The sequence below is a fragment of the Marinobacter sp. F3R11 genome, assembly GCF_003318275.1.
Lineage (GTDB): Bacteria > Pseudomonadota > Gammaproteobacteria > Pseudomonadales > Oleiphilaceae > Marinobacter.
Window position 1 is genome coordinate 236,539 of record NZ_QOCH01000015.1, and the last position, 16,302, is coordinate 252,840.

The window sequence follows — 16,302 nt, forward strand, 5'->3', positions numbered from 1 at the left end:
CTCCTTGGCTTATTCCGGTATCAACCAACTGCATTCATGGGAAAGGCCCAGTTTCTGCTCACCCACAATATCTTCAATCATGGCAGAAAAACGATCGTCAAACCCCCATGGCGGATTGACCACCAGCATGCCAGAGCCGGTCATGCCACGCTCAGGTGGCGTTGTCAGATGTACTTCGCTGCACCACACCTTGCGCAGCGGGCTATCTTTAACAGCCTGTTTCAGGGCAGTTTGCAAATGACTGGTAAGCACCGGATACCACACAAGATAAACCCCATGACGGCATTTCTGCCATGCTTTGTGCAAGGTATTTGCAACATCCAGGTACTCGGATTTAATTTCGTAGGAAGGATCAATCAACGTCAGCAATCTGGGTTGCGAGGGAGGTAACCGCCGCAGCAGCCCTTTCAAACCATCTTCGTGCAGCACCCGGACACCATGCTCCGGTGCCCAGCCAGCCAGCTGGCCATTCTCATTGGGATGGAGTTCAAAAGCTGTCAAGGAGTCACCCGGGCGCAGAAACCGGCTAATCCAGACAGGAGAACCGGGATAAACAGTGAGCCGACCCTCGCCCGCATTGAGGCGCGACAACATCTGTATAACCGGCTGCCAGTCCCCGGATGCCAGCCCCTGCCGGCCGGCCCAGAGCTTTTGCACGCCCGCATCGGCTTCCGCTGTTTTCCGGGCGCGCTCACTCTCAAGATCGTAGATAGCACTACCAGCGTGGGTATCGAAACAGGCAATGGCTGATGGTTTGGCCTGCATCATCGAAAGCGCAAGCGTTAACGCCGCATGCTTCTGAACATCAGCAAAATTTCCCGCATGGAAAGCGTGGAGGTAACTCAGCATAGAAAGGCTCCCTTAATCAGGAACCATTAAGCCCGAGCGCACGCCCACTGTGCAAGGGAACACCTGAAAACACTCTCCTGAGGGACAGGCAGATCAGAGCGGGCTTCAACCTGCCCGGCTATTACCGGAAGGCGACCGGGCGCCACTATCCCCATCATGATTCCCACGCTGCCCGCTGTTCCTGTCAACGGATTTGCGAATCGACTGCCACGCCGAGAAAACACTTTTTGAAGAGCCTGCTAGCTGAATCGCTGATCTACTCATGTTGCTTCTCCCCGAAACAAGACCATGTTCAGATTAAAATCTAGCATTTCCAATTTTATTTGCAAATGATTCTCATTAATTTTTATTATTTATTTGTGTTGATCGCCCCCGCCCATGTTTTCTCGCGGACAAAGCAGTCTTGCGTTGTGACGTTTTAGCCAACATAATACGAACGATAATACATCCTATTTCCATAACAGTTTTATTTCACCTGGAGTTTTCAATGAAAACAATGTTCCGTCCAGCGCCCCTGGCTCTCACCATTGCCGCCGTCATGAGCGCTGGCTGCGCCCTTACAGCCCAGTCAGAATCAGCAACAACGGCAACTGCCACCAAAGCTTCAGTTGTCGAGCATTATGCAGATCTGGCTTACGCGGGCTATCAAGACGCACTTATCACAGCCAAAGCACTTGATAAAGCCACGGACAAATTAATTGCCAACCCGACCGAAGCCAACATGAAGGCGGCCAAAGAAGCCTGGCTGGCGGCACGGGTACCCTATCAGCAAACTGAAGTATTCCGTTTTGGTAACACCATTGTCGACGACTGGGAAGGTCAACTGAACGCCTGGCCACTGGACGAAGGCCTGATCGATTATGTACAAGCCGATGATTACCAGTATGAACTGGGCAACGCTGGCGCAACTGCCAATATCATTGCCAGCAAAAGCATCAATGTGGGTGGTGAAACCCTTGATGTGACAACCCTGACACCAGAATTGCTTGCCGGCCTGAATGAGATCGGCGGTTCAGAAGCAAACGTAGCCACTGGCTATCACGCCATCGAATTCCTGCTGTGGGGTCAGGACCTGCAAGGCTTTGAAGCCGGTAACGGTCAGCGCCCGGTAACCGACTACGCCACCGGAGCAGACTGCACAAATGGCAACTGTGAGCGCCGTGGAGAGTACCTCGACGCAGTCACTGACCTTCTGATCTCCGACCTGGAGTGGATGGTTGCCCAATGGGCGCCAGGTGCCTCTGACAACTACCGTAGCCAGCTTATGAGCGCAGACGCTGACGAAGGTGTACAGAAAATGCTGTTTGGTATGGGATCCCTTTCGCTGGGCGAACTCGCGGGCGAACGCATGAAAGTAGCTCTTGAAGCCAACTCATACGAAGACGAGCACGACTGCTTCAGCGATAACACTCATAACTCCCATTACTACAACGGCCAGGGCATACAGAACGTATATACCGGAAACTATCGCCGTGTAGACGGCAGCCTGGTATCCGGCCCGTCCCTGTCTGACCTGGTAGCACAGAGCAACCCGGAACTGGATACGCGCCTCAAGGCCGAGCTTGAAGCTTCAATGCAAGCACTGAGTGTGATGAAATCCAGGGCAGAATCAAGCCAGGCCCCTATGGCATTTGATATGATGATTGCACCGGGTAACGCAAAAGGCTCAAGCATTGTAAATGGAGCTATTATGGCTCTCGTCGAGCAGACCGGCTCCATTGAACAAGCTGCCCGCGAACTGGGTATTGAAGCTCTGTCACCGGACGATGCCGGCCACGCTTTCTGATCGATATAAGCCCTGAAACAGGGTGACTATCCGGGGGCGTAGCCGCCCCCGGTATTCATAGAATAAGAACGAGCCATGGATAGCCTGCTTTGAAAAGAGCAGTTTCTCCATGGCTTATTCAATTGTGCGGTGAGAAATAATGACCAGAAAACGACTACCGAATGCGCTGCTGCCCTTGCTGTTCGGCATTAGCCTTTCAGCTCATGCCGCTACCCACGCGGGTTTTCCGCTGCAGGAAAGCGCAGATACCGGAGGAGATGGCACGGTTAAGCAATCCGACACCAATGCTTACTCCCTTCCACAAAGCAATCTGTCCATGACCAAACGCCTGGATTTCAGCGTTGGCAACAGTTTTTTCCGCAATCCCTGGGTTGAAGCACCGGCAAGCACCACTGCACGGGACGGTTTAGGCCCGCTGTTTAACACCAACTCATGCCAGGGATGCCATATTAAAGATGGTCGCGGCCAGCCTCCAAGCCCTGATGAAACCGCAGTGTCCCTGTTCCTGCGCCTGGCTGTTCCGGCTGACCCGGAGACAGATGCAGAGGTTCTGCGTACTCACGGCTTCAAGCCGGCACCTGTCTATGGCACTCAACTGCAGACGGCAGCCCTGCCTGCGGCAAAACCAGAAGCCGATCTGGTGCTCACATGGAAGACCCAGACCAAAACACTGGCAGACGGAACACATGTAGAGCTGCGAGAGCCCATATACACTATCGAGAACCCTAACTACGGCCCTCTGCCGGAAGACCTTTTAATCTCTCCCCGGGTCGCACCGCCCATGATTGGTATGGGACTACTGGAGACTATCCCGATTTCGGAGATTGAGGCTCTGGCTGACCCACGAGATACAAACGGTGATGGTATATCCGGAAAACTCAACCAGGTCTGGGATCTGGCAACAGGGCAAACTGTACCCGGTCGTTTCGGCTGGAAAGCAGCCGAGCCAGATGTGCATCAACAAAGTATGGGTGCATTTTCCGGCGACATGGGACTTACTTCCAGCCTGAAACCCGCCACTGACTGCACTCCGGAACAAAAATGTGACCGTTTCACGGATGGAGGCCAGCCAGAAGTCAGCGACAAGATTGCGAATTTTGTTACTTTCTACGCCAAGAGCCTCGCCGTACCTGCTCGACGCAATATGGATGATCCATCCGTACAAAAAGGCGCACAGCTGTTTAATGAAACAGGGTGCGCAGCATGCCACACACCCATGCACACCACGGGAACAGACCTGGAGCGTCCTGATCTGAGCGAACAGACTATCTGGCCATATACCGATATGCTGTTGCACGACATGGGGCCAGCCCTGGCCGATGGCCGCGATGAATTCCTGGCCAACGGAAATGAATGGCGCACCCAGCCACTCTGGGGCATTGGCCTGGCACAGACCGTAAATCCGCAAGCGGGCTTTCTGCACGACGGGCGGGCACGAACTCTGGAAGAGGCGATACTGTGGCATGGCGGCGAAGCAGCCCCGGCCGTAGCTCGTTTCAGCGAACTCAGTGCCGAAAACCGTCGGGCCCTGCTCGACTTCCTGAACTCACTTTAACGGAACCTGATATGAAGCGCCTGACATTTTCTGTTTCTCTTTGCCTCGCCTCATCACTGGTCGCTTCACCTTTGGCTGCGGCAGTTACCAGCCCTGCTGACGATCAGGCTGCAGACTACCGAAAGCAGTGGCACAGCGACATTTATACCGGGTATCAGAACCTGGCAACACAGAGCAAGACACTGACAAACCAGGCAGAAACCTACTGCCAGACACCTTCTCCAGAGGGCCTCAGGCAAACAAAGCAAGCCTGGCTGGATGCGTTTCTTGCCTGGCAGGAAGTCCGCTTTGTGGATTTCGGCCCAGTGGAACTGGGTAATCGTGCCTGGCAGTTCCAGTTCTGGCCGGATCCGAAAAATCTGGTGGCCCGCAAGGCATCGTACCTGCTGAAAGATGATGCACCGCTTACACCTGAGCTGATAAGCCAATCCGGCGTCGCCGTGCAAGGCTTTCCAATGGTCGAATTTATTTTGTACGACCAGACATTCAATACCAGTGACAGAGCGCTTCCTGCAGACCACACCTGCAAGCTCCTGGTTGCGGTAACCAATCACATTGCCGATAACAGTGAAAATCTGGCTCGCGACTGGAATGACTTTCAGAGCAACTACTCTGGCAATGCCCAGTACACAGAAACAACAATCAAGGCGGCGATGGCTGGACTGGAAATTCTTGAAGAACGTCGCCTTGCCGCTCCTATGGGATTGCGTGGTAACGGAAAACGTTCGGTGTACAACGCGGATGCCTGGCGCAGCGGAACAAGCCTGATTGCCGCCGAGGCCAGCGTTCGGGGATTGAAACACTACTTCCTTCCGGCGTTTTCCAGACTGCTCAATGACAGGAAGCTACCTGAACTGGCCCGGAACATTGAACAGCAGTTTGATGAAGTGCTGGCCAACTTTCCGGAGCTCGACCAGCCAATGGCACCATTGCTGGTTGATGATAATGCATTCAGATCACTGCAAAGCCTGTATATCGATATCACCCAGTTAACGGCTCTGGTAAACGATGAAGCCGCCGTTGAGCTCGGCATCGTACGCGGCTTCAATTCCAGTGACGGCGACTGAAGGAGCTGTATCCATGCCAGAACTGACTCGCAGAAGCCTTCTGAAGGCTGCGCTGGCTGGCAGCGCAGCAGTCACACTTAGCGGATGCGGCATATTACCCGAAAAAGCCTCCGGCAAAGGTGCGCAGCAATATACCGGCGCCATAGGCTTACCCGGCGGTCATTTCGCCGTAGGCGCAATTGCGCCAGACGGAACAATGCTCTGGCAGTCCCCTGTAAGCACGCGCTGCCACAGTGGCTGCAATCGCCCCGGAACAGCCGAGGTGCTGTTCTTTGAGCGCCGACCCGGCTGGTCGTTTTATGTGTTCGACAGCAAAACCGGCGAACGCCTGCATCACATAAAGGCTTCCGAAGGAGAGCACTTTGTAGGGCATGGCATATTCTCTCCGGATGGGCGGTTTCTTTACGCCACAGCCAGCCGCTACGACCCTGGCGAAGGTATTGTTGCCGTCTATGACAGCCGGCAGGGCTATCAACGGGTAAACACTTTTGAACTGAACGGTACAGGCCCGCACCAAATTACTCTCCACCCGGACGGACAAACGCTGGTTGTAGGGTTAGGGGGAATTCTGACCCACCCGGATTACGATCGCATCAAGCTCAATCTGGACTCCATGAAACCCGCGCTGGTTCTGGTGGACAGGTTATCTGGTGCGACTATCGGCAGTTTCAGCCCATCCCACCACCAGCTGAGTACCCGGCATGTGGATGTCGCACCAGACGGTACCATTTATGCTGCGTATCAGTATCAGGGCCCGGCCCATGAACTGCCTCCACTCATCGCACGCTACCGCAAGGGCCGCTACGAAGAGATTGACCTCGGGGAATCAGTACACCGGAAACTGGGCAACTATATTGCCAGCATTGTTGCGCACCCTGAAAATGACCTGGTTGCTATAGCCTCCCCTATTGGCGGCACAGCACTGGTCTTTAATGGCCGCTCAGGAAAAGTGCTGGAACAAGCGTCTATAGCAGACTGCGCCGGCGTTGAAGCCCTGGCGGGTGGCGACTTCCTGGTCTCCTCCGGTCGCGGCAAGCTGATTCGCATTGGCAAAGGTCAGCCAGCCAGAGAAATCGCCAGCATGTCAGTGCTTTGGGATCACCACCTGGTATAACCAGATGGTGATCTGTACATTAGGGTTCTGGGGTGCCGGCAGGGCTGGTATCCTTGGTTCTCCATTTTCCGGAGGACGACAGCTTGTCGCAGCAACAGAACCTCACACCAGATAACACACCCTCGGAAGAAAGTACGCAAACATCAAACCGCCCGCTTGAACAATCTGTTGAGCGGCTTTACAGCCTGATCGCCAACGAGGAAGACGCTCGGGTCTGCAAAGACATCCCGACAGAAGCCTGCAGTGCTGTACCTGGAAATTTTTTCCTGATTCTTGCGGCCAACGTACTGACCAAGCTGGGCGACCTGTTGATCAGCCCCAAAACGGTGCTGGCGTGGCTGATGAGTGCCGTTGGAGCACCTGCACTGGTGGCCTGGCTTGTCCCCATCAGGGAATCCGGTTCCATGGTGCCGCAGATGATGATTGCTGCCTGGGTTCGTCGCAAACCTGTGCGCAAATGGTTCTGGACCCTCGGCAGTTTTGGACAGGCGGTAAGCGTTACGGGCATGGCTGCATGCGTCTGGTTTCTTGAAGGCTATACCGCAGGTGGCGGCATTGTAGGCGCCTTGATTCTGTTCTCCCTGTCGCGTGGCTTCTGCTCTGTAGCCATGAAGGACGTTCAGGGGAAATGCGTACCAAAAACCCGCCGCGGCAGGCTTTCGGGCCTGGCCACCACCATTGGCGGCACTGCCACCGTTATTCTGACGGTATTACTGTTTTGGGAACGGGGCGATCCCACCCTCGCCTTTTACAGCCTTCTTCTTTTGCTTGCGGCTGCACTCTGGATTATTGCGGGATTTCTGTTTGCCGGCGTGAAAGAACAAAAAGGCGAAACCGGTGGTGGCGGCAACGCCATCAGGGAAGCATTCAAAAGCCTGTCGTTACTACGCGACGACGCGCCTTTCAGAAACTTCGTGATTACCCGTGCGCTCCTGCTATGCTCGGCTCTTGCCTCACCTTATTTTGTTGTTCTGGCCCAGAAAGAATCCGATACAGCCTTGCTGCTGGGGGTATTTCTTCTTGCAAGCAGTCTGGCCAGCTCTGTATCTGCCAGCTTCTGGGGCTGGATGGCCGATTCATCCAGCCGCAGGGTCATGATTCGCGGGGCAGCTATCGCCAGCACTGTGTGCCTGATAGTTGGATTTACTGCCATGTTTGCGGGTACCGGCCTTGGCAACGGCTGGTTCTATCCCCTGGCCTTCTTTGTGTTAAGTATCGCCCATGCGGGCGTAAGGCTGGGCAGAAAGACCTATCTGGTGGATATGGCAGGTGGTAACAAGCGTACGGACTATACCGCGGTCAGCAACACAGTGATCGGCATTTTATTGCTGGTGACAGGAGGCTTTACGGCATTAATTTCACTCATATCAGACGCCGCAGTCATATTGGTACTCGGACTGATGGGGCTGGCCGGGACAGTCAGCGCACTTCGGTTAAAGGAGGTAACCGACGACTGATTCTCCCGTCACCGGGAAGCCGTTTCAGAAAGGTGCCTTGCCATCATTGAGCGCCAGGGCACCTTTCACAATACGGTAGATAAACCAGATAGAGATACCCAGAAGAATGAACCACCCGACGATCAGAAAGGTGGTCACAATACCGATAACACTCCACAACAGCCCTATCCAGAAAGTACGGATCTGCCAGCGGAAATGTGGCTCCACCCATGTGTTGCGGACATCGTCCAGCTTGACGTAATTAATGATCACACCCACCAGTGCGGTAATGCCGCCCAGAAAAAATGACAACCCCTGAAGAATATAAACAACAACAGCGAGATTACGCGCGGGATCAGACTTGCGTGACACCTCGTCTGCCTTTACTCCGGCAGGAATGAATTCCGAGTCAGCCAAGGCACTTCTCCTTTTTCAATATAAGCCGAAAGTTTAACACAGCCCCTGGCTTTGGTTTTCCACCGCTACAGTCGGTGATTGTCCGGACGATATCCAAGCCGGAAACCACCCCAATGCTTGCCATTTACATAAATCGGAACAGAAAGATCATGCATGATTTCGCCTGTATCCCGGCGATATGTTTGCAGCAGCATACTCTCCTTGTGGCTGCCACAGCGGATAGCCGTCCGATCGCTAAACAGCCGCTTGCTTCGGCTGCGCATGAGATCAACCTCGGGATCACCGGTAGGTGCGTGGGCGAATTCACGATTATGAGTGGGTATATAACCGTCCGGTGACTGAGCCGCCGCATACACCAGGGCCGGGTGAGACTCTTTTACCCGCTCCTGAACAACAGGCAGGTTCTTATCGGTAAATGCGTCAAAGCTGCTTGAGTATTTCGCCGGCTGAGTCCCCTGGATCGGCGTTCTCGTTTTATCAAACAACTTGCTTTCCGTCAGCTTACCTTCACGGATTGCCTCCTCAAATATCCGGCCAATCTGCTCTGCACCATTCCGTGCCTGATCGTAGAAGAACCGGTGGTAACTGGAACCGCTGTTCAGGGCAAACGCCGCATTCGCCACTTCCGCAAGCTCCATCAATGTAGCTGCCTGCTCCGCCAGTGACGCAACACTCTCATCACTCTCCGAGATCTGGTCCCTGACGGTTTCAATGGCTGAAAATACGTGCGTAAGGCTGACCTCGTTAGCCTGATCTATTTCAGCGATGCGCGCCACCTGCTGCTGAACACGATCTGACTGATCCCGTATCTGGTCAAGCCGCTCTCCCACCGTCTCAACCGACGCAAGTCCATCCTCAACACTGCGAGCAAGGTCTTCGATGCGACTGACGATCAACACAGTATCCGACCGGATTTCCTGCAGGGTCTCAGCCACCTCGCCGGTAGCCTGGGCAGTGCGGCCTGCCAACTGTCTTACTTCATCCGCAACCACCGCAAAGCCCCGGCCCTGATCTCCAGCCCGGGCAGCTTCTATGGCTGCGTTGAGTGCCAGCAGATTGGTCTGTTCCGCAATACTCTGGATAGTGGTGGTCACACCCTGAATTTTGTTGGATTTTTCATTCAGAGCCTGAATCAGGCGAAGGTTTTCGCTGGATTGCTGATGCACTTCCCGTATGCTGTCAATCGCCGTCGTAAGTGCCTCGCGCCCCTCGGTGCTCGCCTCCCTGTTTTGCAGAGCCATAGTGGCGGCATTGGTTGCCTGCTCGGAGGACTCCCTGACAGTTTCAGTAATCTGTCCTGCGTAATCCGCCATCTGGGCGGTTTCCTCAACCTGAAGATCCAGGCGTAACTTGAGCTGGTCCGCAGCGTGGGATACCTGAGCCGCAGAAATGGCGTTTCTGTCAGCGCTTCCCGAGAGCGTTCCTATCAGCGCGCGTCCGGCTTTGGCATCGGAAATCAGTTGTTGGCATTGGACCTGAAGCGGATGATCATCCGCCAGAGCACCCTCATTAAGAGCTTTGAGACCACGCTCCGCTGGCTCCAGAACCCGAACGATCATGAAACCGCAGGCGACTACAAGACCGACAACAAACCCGATCAGTACTGACGCAAGTTCAAGGCCTAACACTTGCGCCACCACCGCACAGACAATTGCAACAACAACCGCAATCGCCACTCCCCATAAAATTGAAGCACGATCCAACAACACCATATCAACCTCTTATTTATCGTTGCTTTTGCAAACATTTTGTTATCTAAGGCCATAACGGACTAACGGAGACTAAAGAACGGGCAAGAAGAAATAACTCATACTTTAGTGCATTTATCATGCTTATCGGCGGGGAAATGCGTTTCTGAAACAAAAAACCGCAAACCCGACTCACATCGTTACGATGCGGGCCGGGTTTGCGGGTTTTTCGGGCTATCTGGCGGTGAACATCAGGCGCCGATTACACCACCGTCGTCACGGGTAACGATCACGGTAGCATCACGGGGACGATCTTCACTGGCATCAGGCCAATTCCCACGCGGGTGCTGAATGTTCACAAACATGGTTTTGCTATTCGGCGTGGTTACGACACCAGTAACCTCACATCCAGACGGTCCAACAAAGAACCGGCGGATTTCCCGAGTCTCCGGGTTTGCTGCAAGCATCATCTGGTTGCCATAGGTATCATTGCTGTAACCATCAGTCTGGATCCAGAGGACACCATTGTAGTCAAACCAGAGACCATCCGGGCTGTTGAAAATGTTGTCGTCTGTCAGAGAAACAACCACATTACCATCGACAGTGGTTTCCGTTCCCTGCTCACCGGCGAACACGAATATATCCCACTCGAATGCGGTAGCAGCATAATCGTTGCCGGCTTCCTTCCAGCGAATAATGTGCCCGTTGCGGTTCTCTACGATCGGGTTCGCAGCGTCAGTTTCCGCGTCCGTCCGCTGACTGTTGTTTGTCAGGGTGAAGTAGACTTCACCTGAGTTTGGATCAACTGCACCCCACTCAGGACGATCCATCGGAGTGGCACCTGCAATATCAGCTGCAAGACGGGTATTGACGATCACATCAGCCTGACTCTCGAAACCCTCGAACAATATTCCGCTGCGGCCCACTTCGGTGCCTTCCGCTGCCGCTACCTTGGCGGCAAAGTCTGCATCATCAAGAGACAGTGATAGCCATTCACCAGACCCATCGTCGTTAAATCTCGCTACGTACAGGGTACCATCATCCAACAGCGAACCACTCGCCGTGGCTGCATTGTAAGGCTGGGAAGTCACGAATTTGTAGATGTATTCGTAGCGGGAGTCATCGCCTGAGTAGCAGACAACCGGCTGGCCTTCGGTGACAGGTGCGAAGATCACACCCTCGTGACCAAAACGGCCAAGGGCTGTGCGCTTCTGAGGCTTGCTCTCCGGTGCAAACGGGTCGATCTCAACCATGTAGCCAAAGGTGTTGGCCTCGTTGCGGTAGTCGGTCTCGGATGAGCCACCGTCCTGTGGCGTTACGTTGAAACGCACGTACTGATCCAGACCGCTATCCGCCAATTCCCAATCGTACCGCGAACTACTGCCCACCCCGTGACGGACATACTCACGAGGACGGTCTGCCGCACTGGTTGCGAAATAGCCGTGCCAGTTCTCTTCAGCGGCCAGGTATGTGCCCCAGGGCGTTGGCCCCATTGAGCAGTTATTCAGAGTTCCACGAGTTTCCGTGGCATTCAGGCTGTATGGGGTTACCAGCTTGCTGTATCCGCGAGCAGGCCCGCGGATATCCATAGCTGTACCACCGGTGATGCGGCGGTTATAAGCACTGCCGAAAACGACGTCCCACCTGCCGTCACTGTCCTGTTTGATGTGTACTACCGAAACGCCGTGAGCCGCAATCTCCTTACGAACCTCATCGGCCGGGCGGAAACCACCGTTGTCACCCGAATCAGTAGGACCATTGGCGTGCAATGCACCCTGGTTAATGTACTCGTGGTTCATCACCAGGAGTCCTTCGGTAGAGTCATTCCCGCCAGTCTTCAGGTCAATCGGGTAAAAGTGCATGCCATCATGATGCATGCCTACCTGCTGCTCTTGCTCAGCACCGGTATTGGTACCATCGGCACGGTATTCGGGATAGGAACCCGTGATCGGTGTTCCCCAGGGCAGGAAAGCCTCAGAACTGTATCCTTCAGGAACAACAACTGCGTTCTCAGTGGAAACCGGAACGGCCTTGAAACCCAGCTCGGGCGACAGCGAACTGCTGCCAGTAGTCGTGCCGGAGCTTTTGCTGTCGCTGCTGCCACAACCAGCAAGGCTAACACCCATGATGCTGGCCAGCGCAGCGCCAACGCCACCCTTCATAACAGTACGTCGCTGCATACGGGCAGCCAGAACTTCATGGAAAGGTGTGTTATCAGAATGGTTAACTACCGGCTCGTAGTCGGGGTCCAGATAATTTGAATCCAGGTCATGCTTGGCCATCTTATGTCTCTCTCTGTCTCTCGATTCTTAACAAACGGGTGTGTTTCCGAGAGGACAGTGTTGACGAGAAACATGACAGTGTAGAGACACTAAAAAGACATAGTGGTTAATACTTATGCCGGCGTAGATTTGGCCACATTCTTCTACGCTGGCTGATCCGAGTTTTCCGTAATATGGCTGTTCTGATTCCCACGAAATAAAAAGGGCAGCCTGACCGAATCATGGCTGCCCTCATCCGGGAGGTAAAACCAGAGAAGCTTATTTGGTTATTTCATCATAACCTTCTTCCATAGCGTCGCCCGCATCCTCAGCAGCGTCGCCCATTTCTTCGCCGGCGTTTTCAATACCTTCTTTCATTTCACCCATTACGCCTTCGTCCTGGCCGGTGGCTTCTTCATAGGTCTCTTCAATCGAATTGCCGGCATCGTCCATCATTTCTTTTGCGTTATCAGCGGCCTTATCAAAATCGGCTCCCTCATTATCTTCGGAGCTGCAGGCAGCGAGCCCCAAAGTCAAAAACATAAGAAGTGCGCTGAGAGTTAACTTGTTCATAACATATCCCTCTGTTGGTAAACGTGTGTAACCGTGCACAGGGTACGGCCATGTCCGGTGCCACACAATTACCTGCCGATTACCTTTTATTTAACCGGCCTCTCCAGAAATCCTCTGGCCATCAAGCATCAGCACCCGGTCAAACGGCAACATGACACCGCGACCGAGAAGAACAAAATCCTGCCCGGCCCGGCTGAAGACATCACGCACTACATCATGAGCCATACAGACCTGCCCTGCGCCATCGCGGTACACAACCTCCAGAAGCTGCGCACTGGACACATATTCCCGAAGCTTCTCAAGGACCTCGCCGGGAGCTGCAGAAAACGAAGTATTCGGAGCTGTCATGACCTGTTCACCCTTATATTTATTGTTTTGCTCTGGAAGTCTGGCCCAGATCCCGGGACTCTGCCAATTAATTGCTTTTTATCATTTTGTACCAGTCTTCAGAGGCAGAGCTTATGGGGAAGCATTCAGACAATGCTGCCGAGGAGCCTATAAGGGGGCATTCGGCAGCGTGGAGTTCGGGTGACTGGCCTTATCTTCCTTTGAAGACTGCGTCTCGTCTTTCCAGGAATGACTGAATACCTTCTTTAACATCTTCGCTTGCCATCACCGGTTGCAAATCCGGAAACAACCGTTGCTTGGCCGCTTCCTGGCCTTCGCTTACAGCAATTTTTGACGATCTCAGACTACCTTGCACACCCAGTGGTGCGGCACTGGCTATCTTCTCCGCAATCTCCAGAGCTGCGCTGAACTGTTGGCCCGGCTCAACCAATTCCTGTATCAGACCCCAGTCATAGGCCTGCTCTGCCGTCCATTCGTCGCCTGTCAGCAGATAACGCTGTGCGTTACCCCAGCCGATTTCACGCTGCAGGCGAATAGTAGCTCCACCACAGGCGAAGATGCCGCGTTTGACTTCCAGCTGTGCAAAGCGGGTGCCTTTAGCCGCTACACGGACGTCTGTGTTCAGCATCATCTCGACACCGCAGGTGAAACAGATGCCTTGAGCAGCAAAGACCACTGGTTTACCGAGACCATCGCCGGTTATATGGAACGGATCCAGCTCGCCTTCACCCGGCTCTATACCCTTACCTTTTGCGAACACCTCTGCCCAATCGTCCAACTGCAAACCACTGGTAAAGTGGGCACCCTCCGCATACATCAGGCCCACTCTCAAATCATCATCATCATGCTCCAGCTGATAATAGGCAGCTGCGATTTCGTGGTACATGGCCCGGTTCATGGCATTCATTTTATCCGGGCGATTCAGCCCGATGAGCAGGATATGTCCTTTCTTTTCAAGATTTACCAATGCCATCAGAACCACTCCGCCTTCATGTTCAGACAAGTGTCATCCATATTCCGCAACAGCACTAAATCCTGCGCCACTGTTGGCAACTCCCAATGGAAGAAATACTGGGCAGCCTGCAGCTTGCCCTGATAGAAATTGCGTTCTTCATCGCTATTTGCCGAAGCGAGCGCCCGGGCGGCCGCATTGGCCTGGCGCAACCACATCCAGGCTACGATGATGTGGCCGAACAAATGTAAATAGCAGGACGCATTGGCAAGGGTTTTATCCACTTCACCGCTCATCAGGGATTTACCCAGACTCTGGGTAACTTTAACAGCCTGCTGCAAGGTCTCGCTCAGGGACAAGGCCCATTGCTGACAGCGATTGGTCCTCGCCGCCTCCAGATCCACCTGCATCTCCTGCATCAGCAGTTGCAAGCCATGGCTTTGATCCTGCCAGATCTTGCGGCCCAGCAGATCCAGTCCCTGAATGCCGGTGGTGCCTTCGTGGATAGGGTTCAGCCGGTTGTCGCGCCAGCATTGTTCCACCGGGTATTCCCGGGTGTAACCGGCACCACCGTATACCTGAATAGCCAGGTCATTGGCTTTCGGGCCATGCTCGGAAGGCCAGGTCTTGATGATCGGCGTAAGCAGATCGAGCAGCTTGCCAACTTCTTTGCGCTTTTGTTCATCCGGGTGGGTGTGCTGATCATCCATCAGCCTGGCACCATAGAGGCATAGAGCCAGGCCACCTTCGCTGTAGGCTTTTTGGGCCAACAGCATCCGGCGTACATCGGCGTGTTCAATAATCGGCACCTGAGGGCTTTCCGGGTTCTTCTCGGAAGCCTTGCGGCCTTGCAACCGGTCTTTTGCGTATTCCAGGCTATGCATATATCCGCGATAGCCGATCACTGCCGCACCAAAGCCAACACCAACCCGGGCTTCGTTCATCATCTGGAACATGTATTTCAAACCCTGATGGGGCTCGCCCACCAGATAGCCATGGCAGGGCGCATCGTCACCGAAACTAAGCGCTGTGGAAGTAGTACCGCGATAACCGAGTTTGTGAATCAAACCGGCAAGACTGACGCCGTTGCGGTCCACCGGATTACCGTCGCTGTCTACGCGGAACTTGGGAACGATGAACAGGGAGATTCCCTTTACACCGGCCGGAGCGCCTTTGATTTTGGCCAGCACCATATGAACGATGTTTTCAGTAATGCTCTGTTCACCACCGGAGATGTAAATTTTCGCACCTTTGATCAGATAGTGACCATCATCGGTTGGTGTAGCAGAGGTGCGGATATCTGCCAGCGATGACCCGGCATGGGGTTCAGTCAGGGCCATGGTTCCGGAATAACGACCACTGAGCATGTTGGGCAGGAAGCGGGCTTTCTGAGTGTCATTCCCGAAAACACGAATAAGATTGGCAGCAGCGGTGGTCAGAAAAGGATAGCCTGCGGTACCCGGATTAGCAGCGGTGAAGAAGCCATTACAGGCTGCCATCACGGATTCAGGAAGCTGCATACCCCCCAGCTCATAGTCATAGCGACCTGCGATAAAACCCGCTTCGGCGTATGCATCAAACGCCTGCTTCACTTCAGGCAGCATTTCTACCTGGCCATTAACGAATCTGGGCTCGTCTTTATCGGCTGAGCTGTTATGGCTGGCAAACTTCTCACGGGCCATTTTATCAGCAGTTTCAATGACAGCATCAAAGGTATCGCGACTGTGTTCGCTGAAGCGGGCACGGCTTGTCAGACTTTCGGTATCAAGAACTTCGTAGAGCTGGAACGCCAGATCGCGGCGATCAATCAGAGTATCGGTCATTTATGCAGCTTCCTTGTGGCTGGCTGGAGCATTTCTGGTTGCGTACAGGCTCTCATAACCGGGTTTTCGTGGGAACCGGCGTTTGTGACATACCCATGACAAAATCTGCCAGCTCTCTTCTGGCCCGGGTTATGCATCATATTGTCCAAAGGGCCACTGTCCGGATGTTTCCGTAAAATATACTGACAGGTGTCATATGGGAGAGAAGTCCATGAACACATCAGCTCAACAAACACAGTTTGAAGTGCTTAACCGTCTGTACAACATGAAGCTTGAACAGATAAAGCAGGCCAGCCACCAGGGCCACAGCCTGAGAAATCAGGTACTGGAGGCTGAAGCTGAGGCTATTTTCAAAGCGCTTAAATCGGCCCGATGACAATAAAACTGCATATAATTGCCTCATAGTGCCCCGTCGCGTCACTTCTCACTATCA

At 53.8% G+C, this 16,302-nt stretch carries 15 protein-coding genes; 6 read left to right on the plus strand and 9 right to left on the minus strand.

Going from position 1 to position 16,302, the window contains the following annotated elements:
* Positions 1-9: 9 nt before the first annotated feature.
* Positions 10-849 carry a 23S rRNA (adenine(2030)-N(6))-methyltransferase RlmJ gene (locus DS878_RS09470; RefSeq protein WP_113815728.1) on the minus strand — a complete coding sequence of 280 codons (840 nt, stop codon included), beginning with the start codon at positions 847-849 and terminating at the stop codon, positions 10-12.
* Between the two features lie 105 nt (positions 850-954).
* Positions 955-1,113, minus strand: coding sequence for a hypothetical protein (locus DS878_RS15530; RefSeq protein WP_222837452.1), 159 nt, complete (start codon positions 1,111-1,113; stop codon positions 955-957).
* Positions 1,114-1,336: 223 nt separating this feature from the next.
* On the opposite strand from DS878_RS15530, the gene DS878_RS09475 reads away from it, so the two are divergent.
* From DS878_RS09475 to DS878_RS09495, 5 genes are all read left to right on the plus strand, one after another.
* Positions 1,337-2,635: an imelysin family protein gene (locus DS878_RS09475; protein WP_187298774.1), complete on the plus strand. Its 1,299-nt coding sequence runs from the start codon at positions 1,337-1,339 to the stop codon at positions 2,633-2,635.
* Positions 2,636-2,774: 139 nt separating this feature from the next.
* Positions 2,775-4,190: a di-heme oxidoredictase family protein gene (locus DS878_RS09480; protein ID WP_113815729.1), complete on the plus strand. Its 1,416-nt coding sequence runs from the start codon at positions 2,775-2,777 to the stop codon at positions 4,188-4,190.
* A gap of 11 nt (positions 4,191-4,201) precedes the next feature.
* Positions 4,202-5,257: an imelysin family protein gene (locus DS878_RS09485; protein ID WP_113815730.1), complete on the plus strand. Its 1,056-nt coding sequence runs from the start codon at positions 4,202-4,204 to the stop codon at positions 5,255-5,257.
* Positions 5,258-5,270: 13 nt separating this feature from the next.
* Positions 5,271-6,371 (plus strand): DUF1513 domain-containing protein, encoded by a 1,101-nt coding sequence (locus DS878_RS09490; RefSeq protein ID WP_113815731.1) that lies wholly within the window; start codon positions 5,271-5,273, stop codon positions 6,369-6,371.
* Between the two features lie 185 nt (positions 6,372-6,556).
* Complete coding sequence (locus DS878_RS09495) at positions 6,557-7,828, plus strand: MFS transporter (protein WP_113816639.1); 1,272 nt, start codon at positions 6,557-6,559, stop codon at positions 7,826-7,828.
* A gap of 24 nt (positions 7,829-7,852) precedes the next feature.
* Here DS878_RS09495 and DS878_RS09500 read toward each other — a convergent pair whose 3' ends face one another.
* The 7 genes from DS878_RS09500 to DS878_RS09530 all read right to left on the minus strand — a co-directional run bounded on the left by DS878_RS09500 (position 7,853) and on the right by DS878_RS09530 (position 15,869).
* Positions 7,853-8,224, minus strand: coding sequence for a DUF4870 family protein (locus DS878_RS09500; RefSeq protein ID WP_113815732.1), 372 nt, complete (start codon positions 8,222-8,224; stop codon positions 7,853-7,855).
* Positions 8,225-8,289: 65 nt separating this feature from the next.
* Positions 8,290-9,936 (minus strand): methyl-accepting chemotaxis protein, encoded by a 1,647-nt coding sequence (locus tag DS878_RS09505; RefSeq protein WP_113815733.1) that lies wholly within the window; start codon positions 9,934-9,936, stop codon positions 8,290-8,292.
* 227 nt (positions 9,937-10,163) lie between these two features.
* Positions 10,164-12,194, minus strand: a complete 2,031-nt coding sequence (locus DS878_RS09510) for a PhoX family protein (protein WP_113815734.1) — start codon at positions 12,192-12,194, stop codon at positions 10,164-10,166.
* A 258-nt stretch (positions 12,195-12,452) separates the two neighbouring features.
* The gene (locus tag DS878_RS09515) at positions 12,453-12,746 is read right to left on the minus strand and encodes a hypothetical protein (protein WP_113815735.1); all 294 of its coding nucleotides are present in this window, start codon (positions 12,744-12,746) and stop codon (positions 12,453-12,455) included.
* 90 nt (positions 12,747-12,836) lie between these two features.
* Positions 12,837-13,094, minus strand: a complete 258-nt coding sequence (locus tag DS878_RS09520) for a hypothetical protein (protein WP_113815736.1) — start codon at positions 13,092-13,094, stop codon at positions 12,837-12,839.
* Positions 13,095-13,284: 190 nt separating this feature from the next.
* Positions 13,285-14,097 (minus strand): crotonase/enoyl-CoA hydratase family protein, encoded by an 813-nt coding sequence (locus tag DS878_RS09525; RefSeq protein WP_261977726.1) that lies wholly within the window; start codon positions 14,095-14,097, stop codon positions 13,285-13,287.
* Complete coding sequence (locus DS878_RS09530; RefSeq protein WP_113815738.1) at positions 14,067-15,869, minus strand: acyl-CoA dehydrogenase; 1,803 nt, start codon at positions 15,867-15,869, stop codon at positions 14,067-14,069. Before DS878_RS09530 ends, DS878_RS09525 begins: the two co-directional genes overlap by 31 nt.
* A 211-nt stretch (positions 15,870-16,080) precedes the next feature.
* On the opposite strand from DS878_RS09530, the gene DS878_RS15475 reads away from it, so the two are divergent.
* Positions 16,081-16,245 (plus strand): hypothetical protein, encoded by a 165-nt coding sequence (locus DS878_RS15475; protein ID WP_187298775.1) that lies wholly within the window; start codon positions 16,081-16,083, stop codon positions 16,243-16,245.
* The last annotated feature ends 57 nt before the right edge of the window (positions 16,246-16,302 follow it).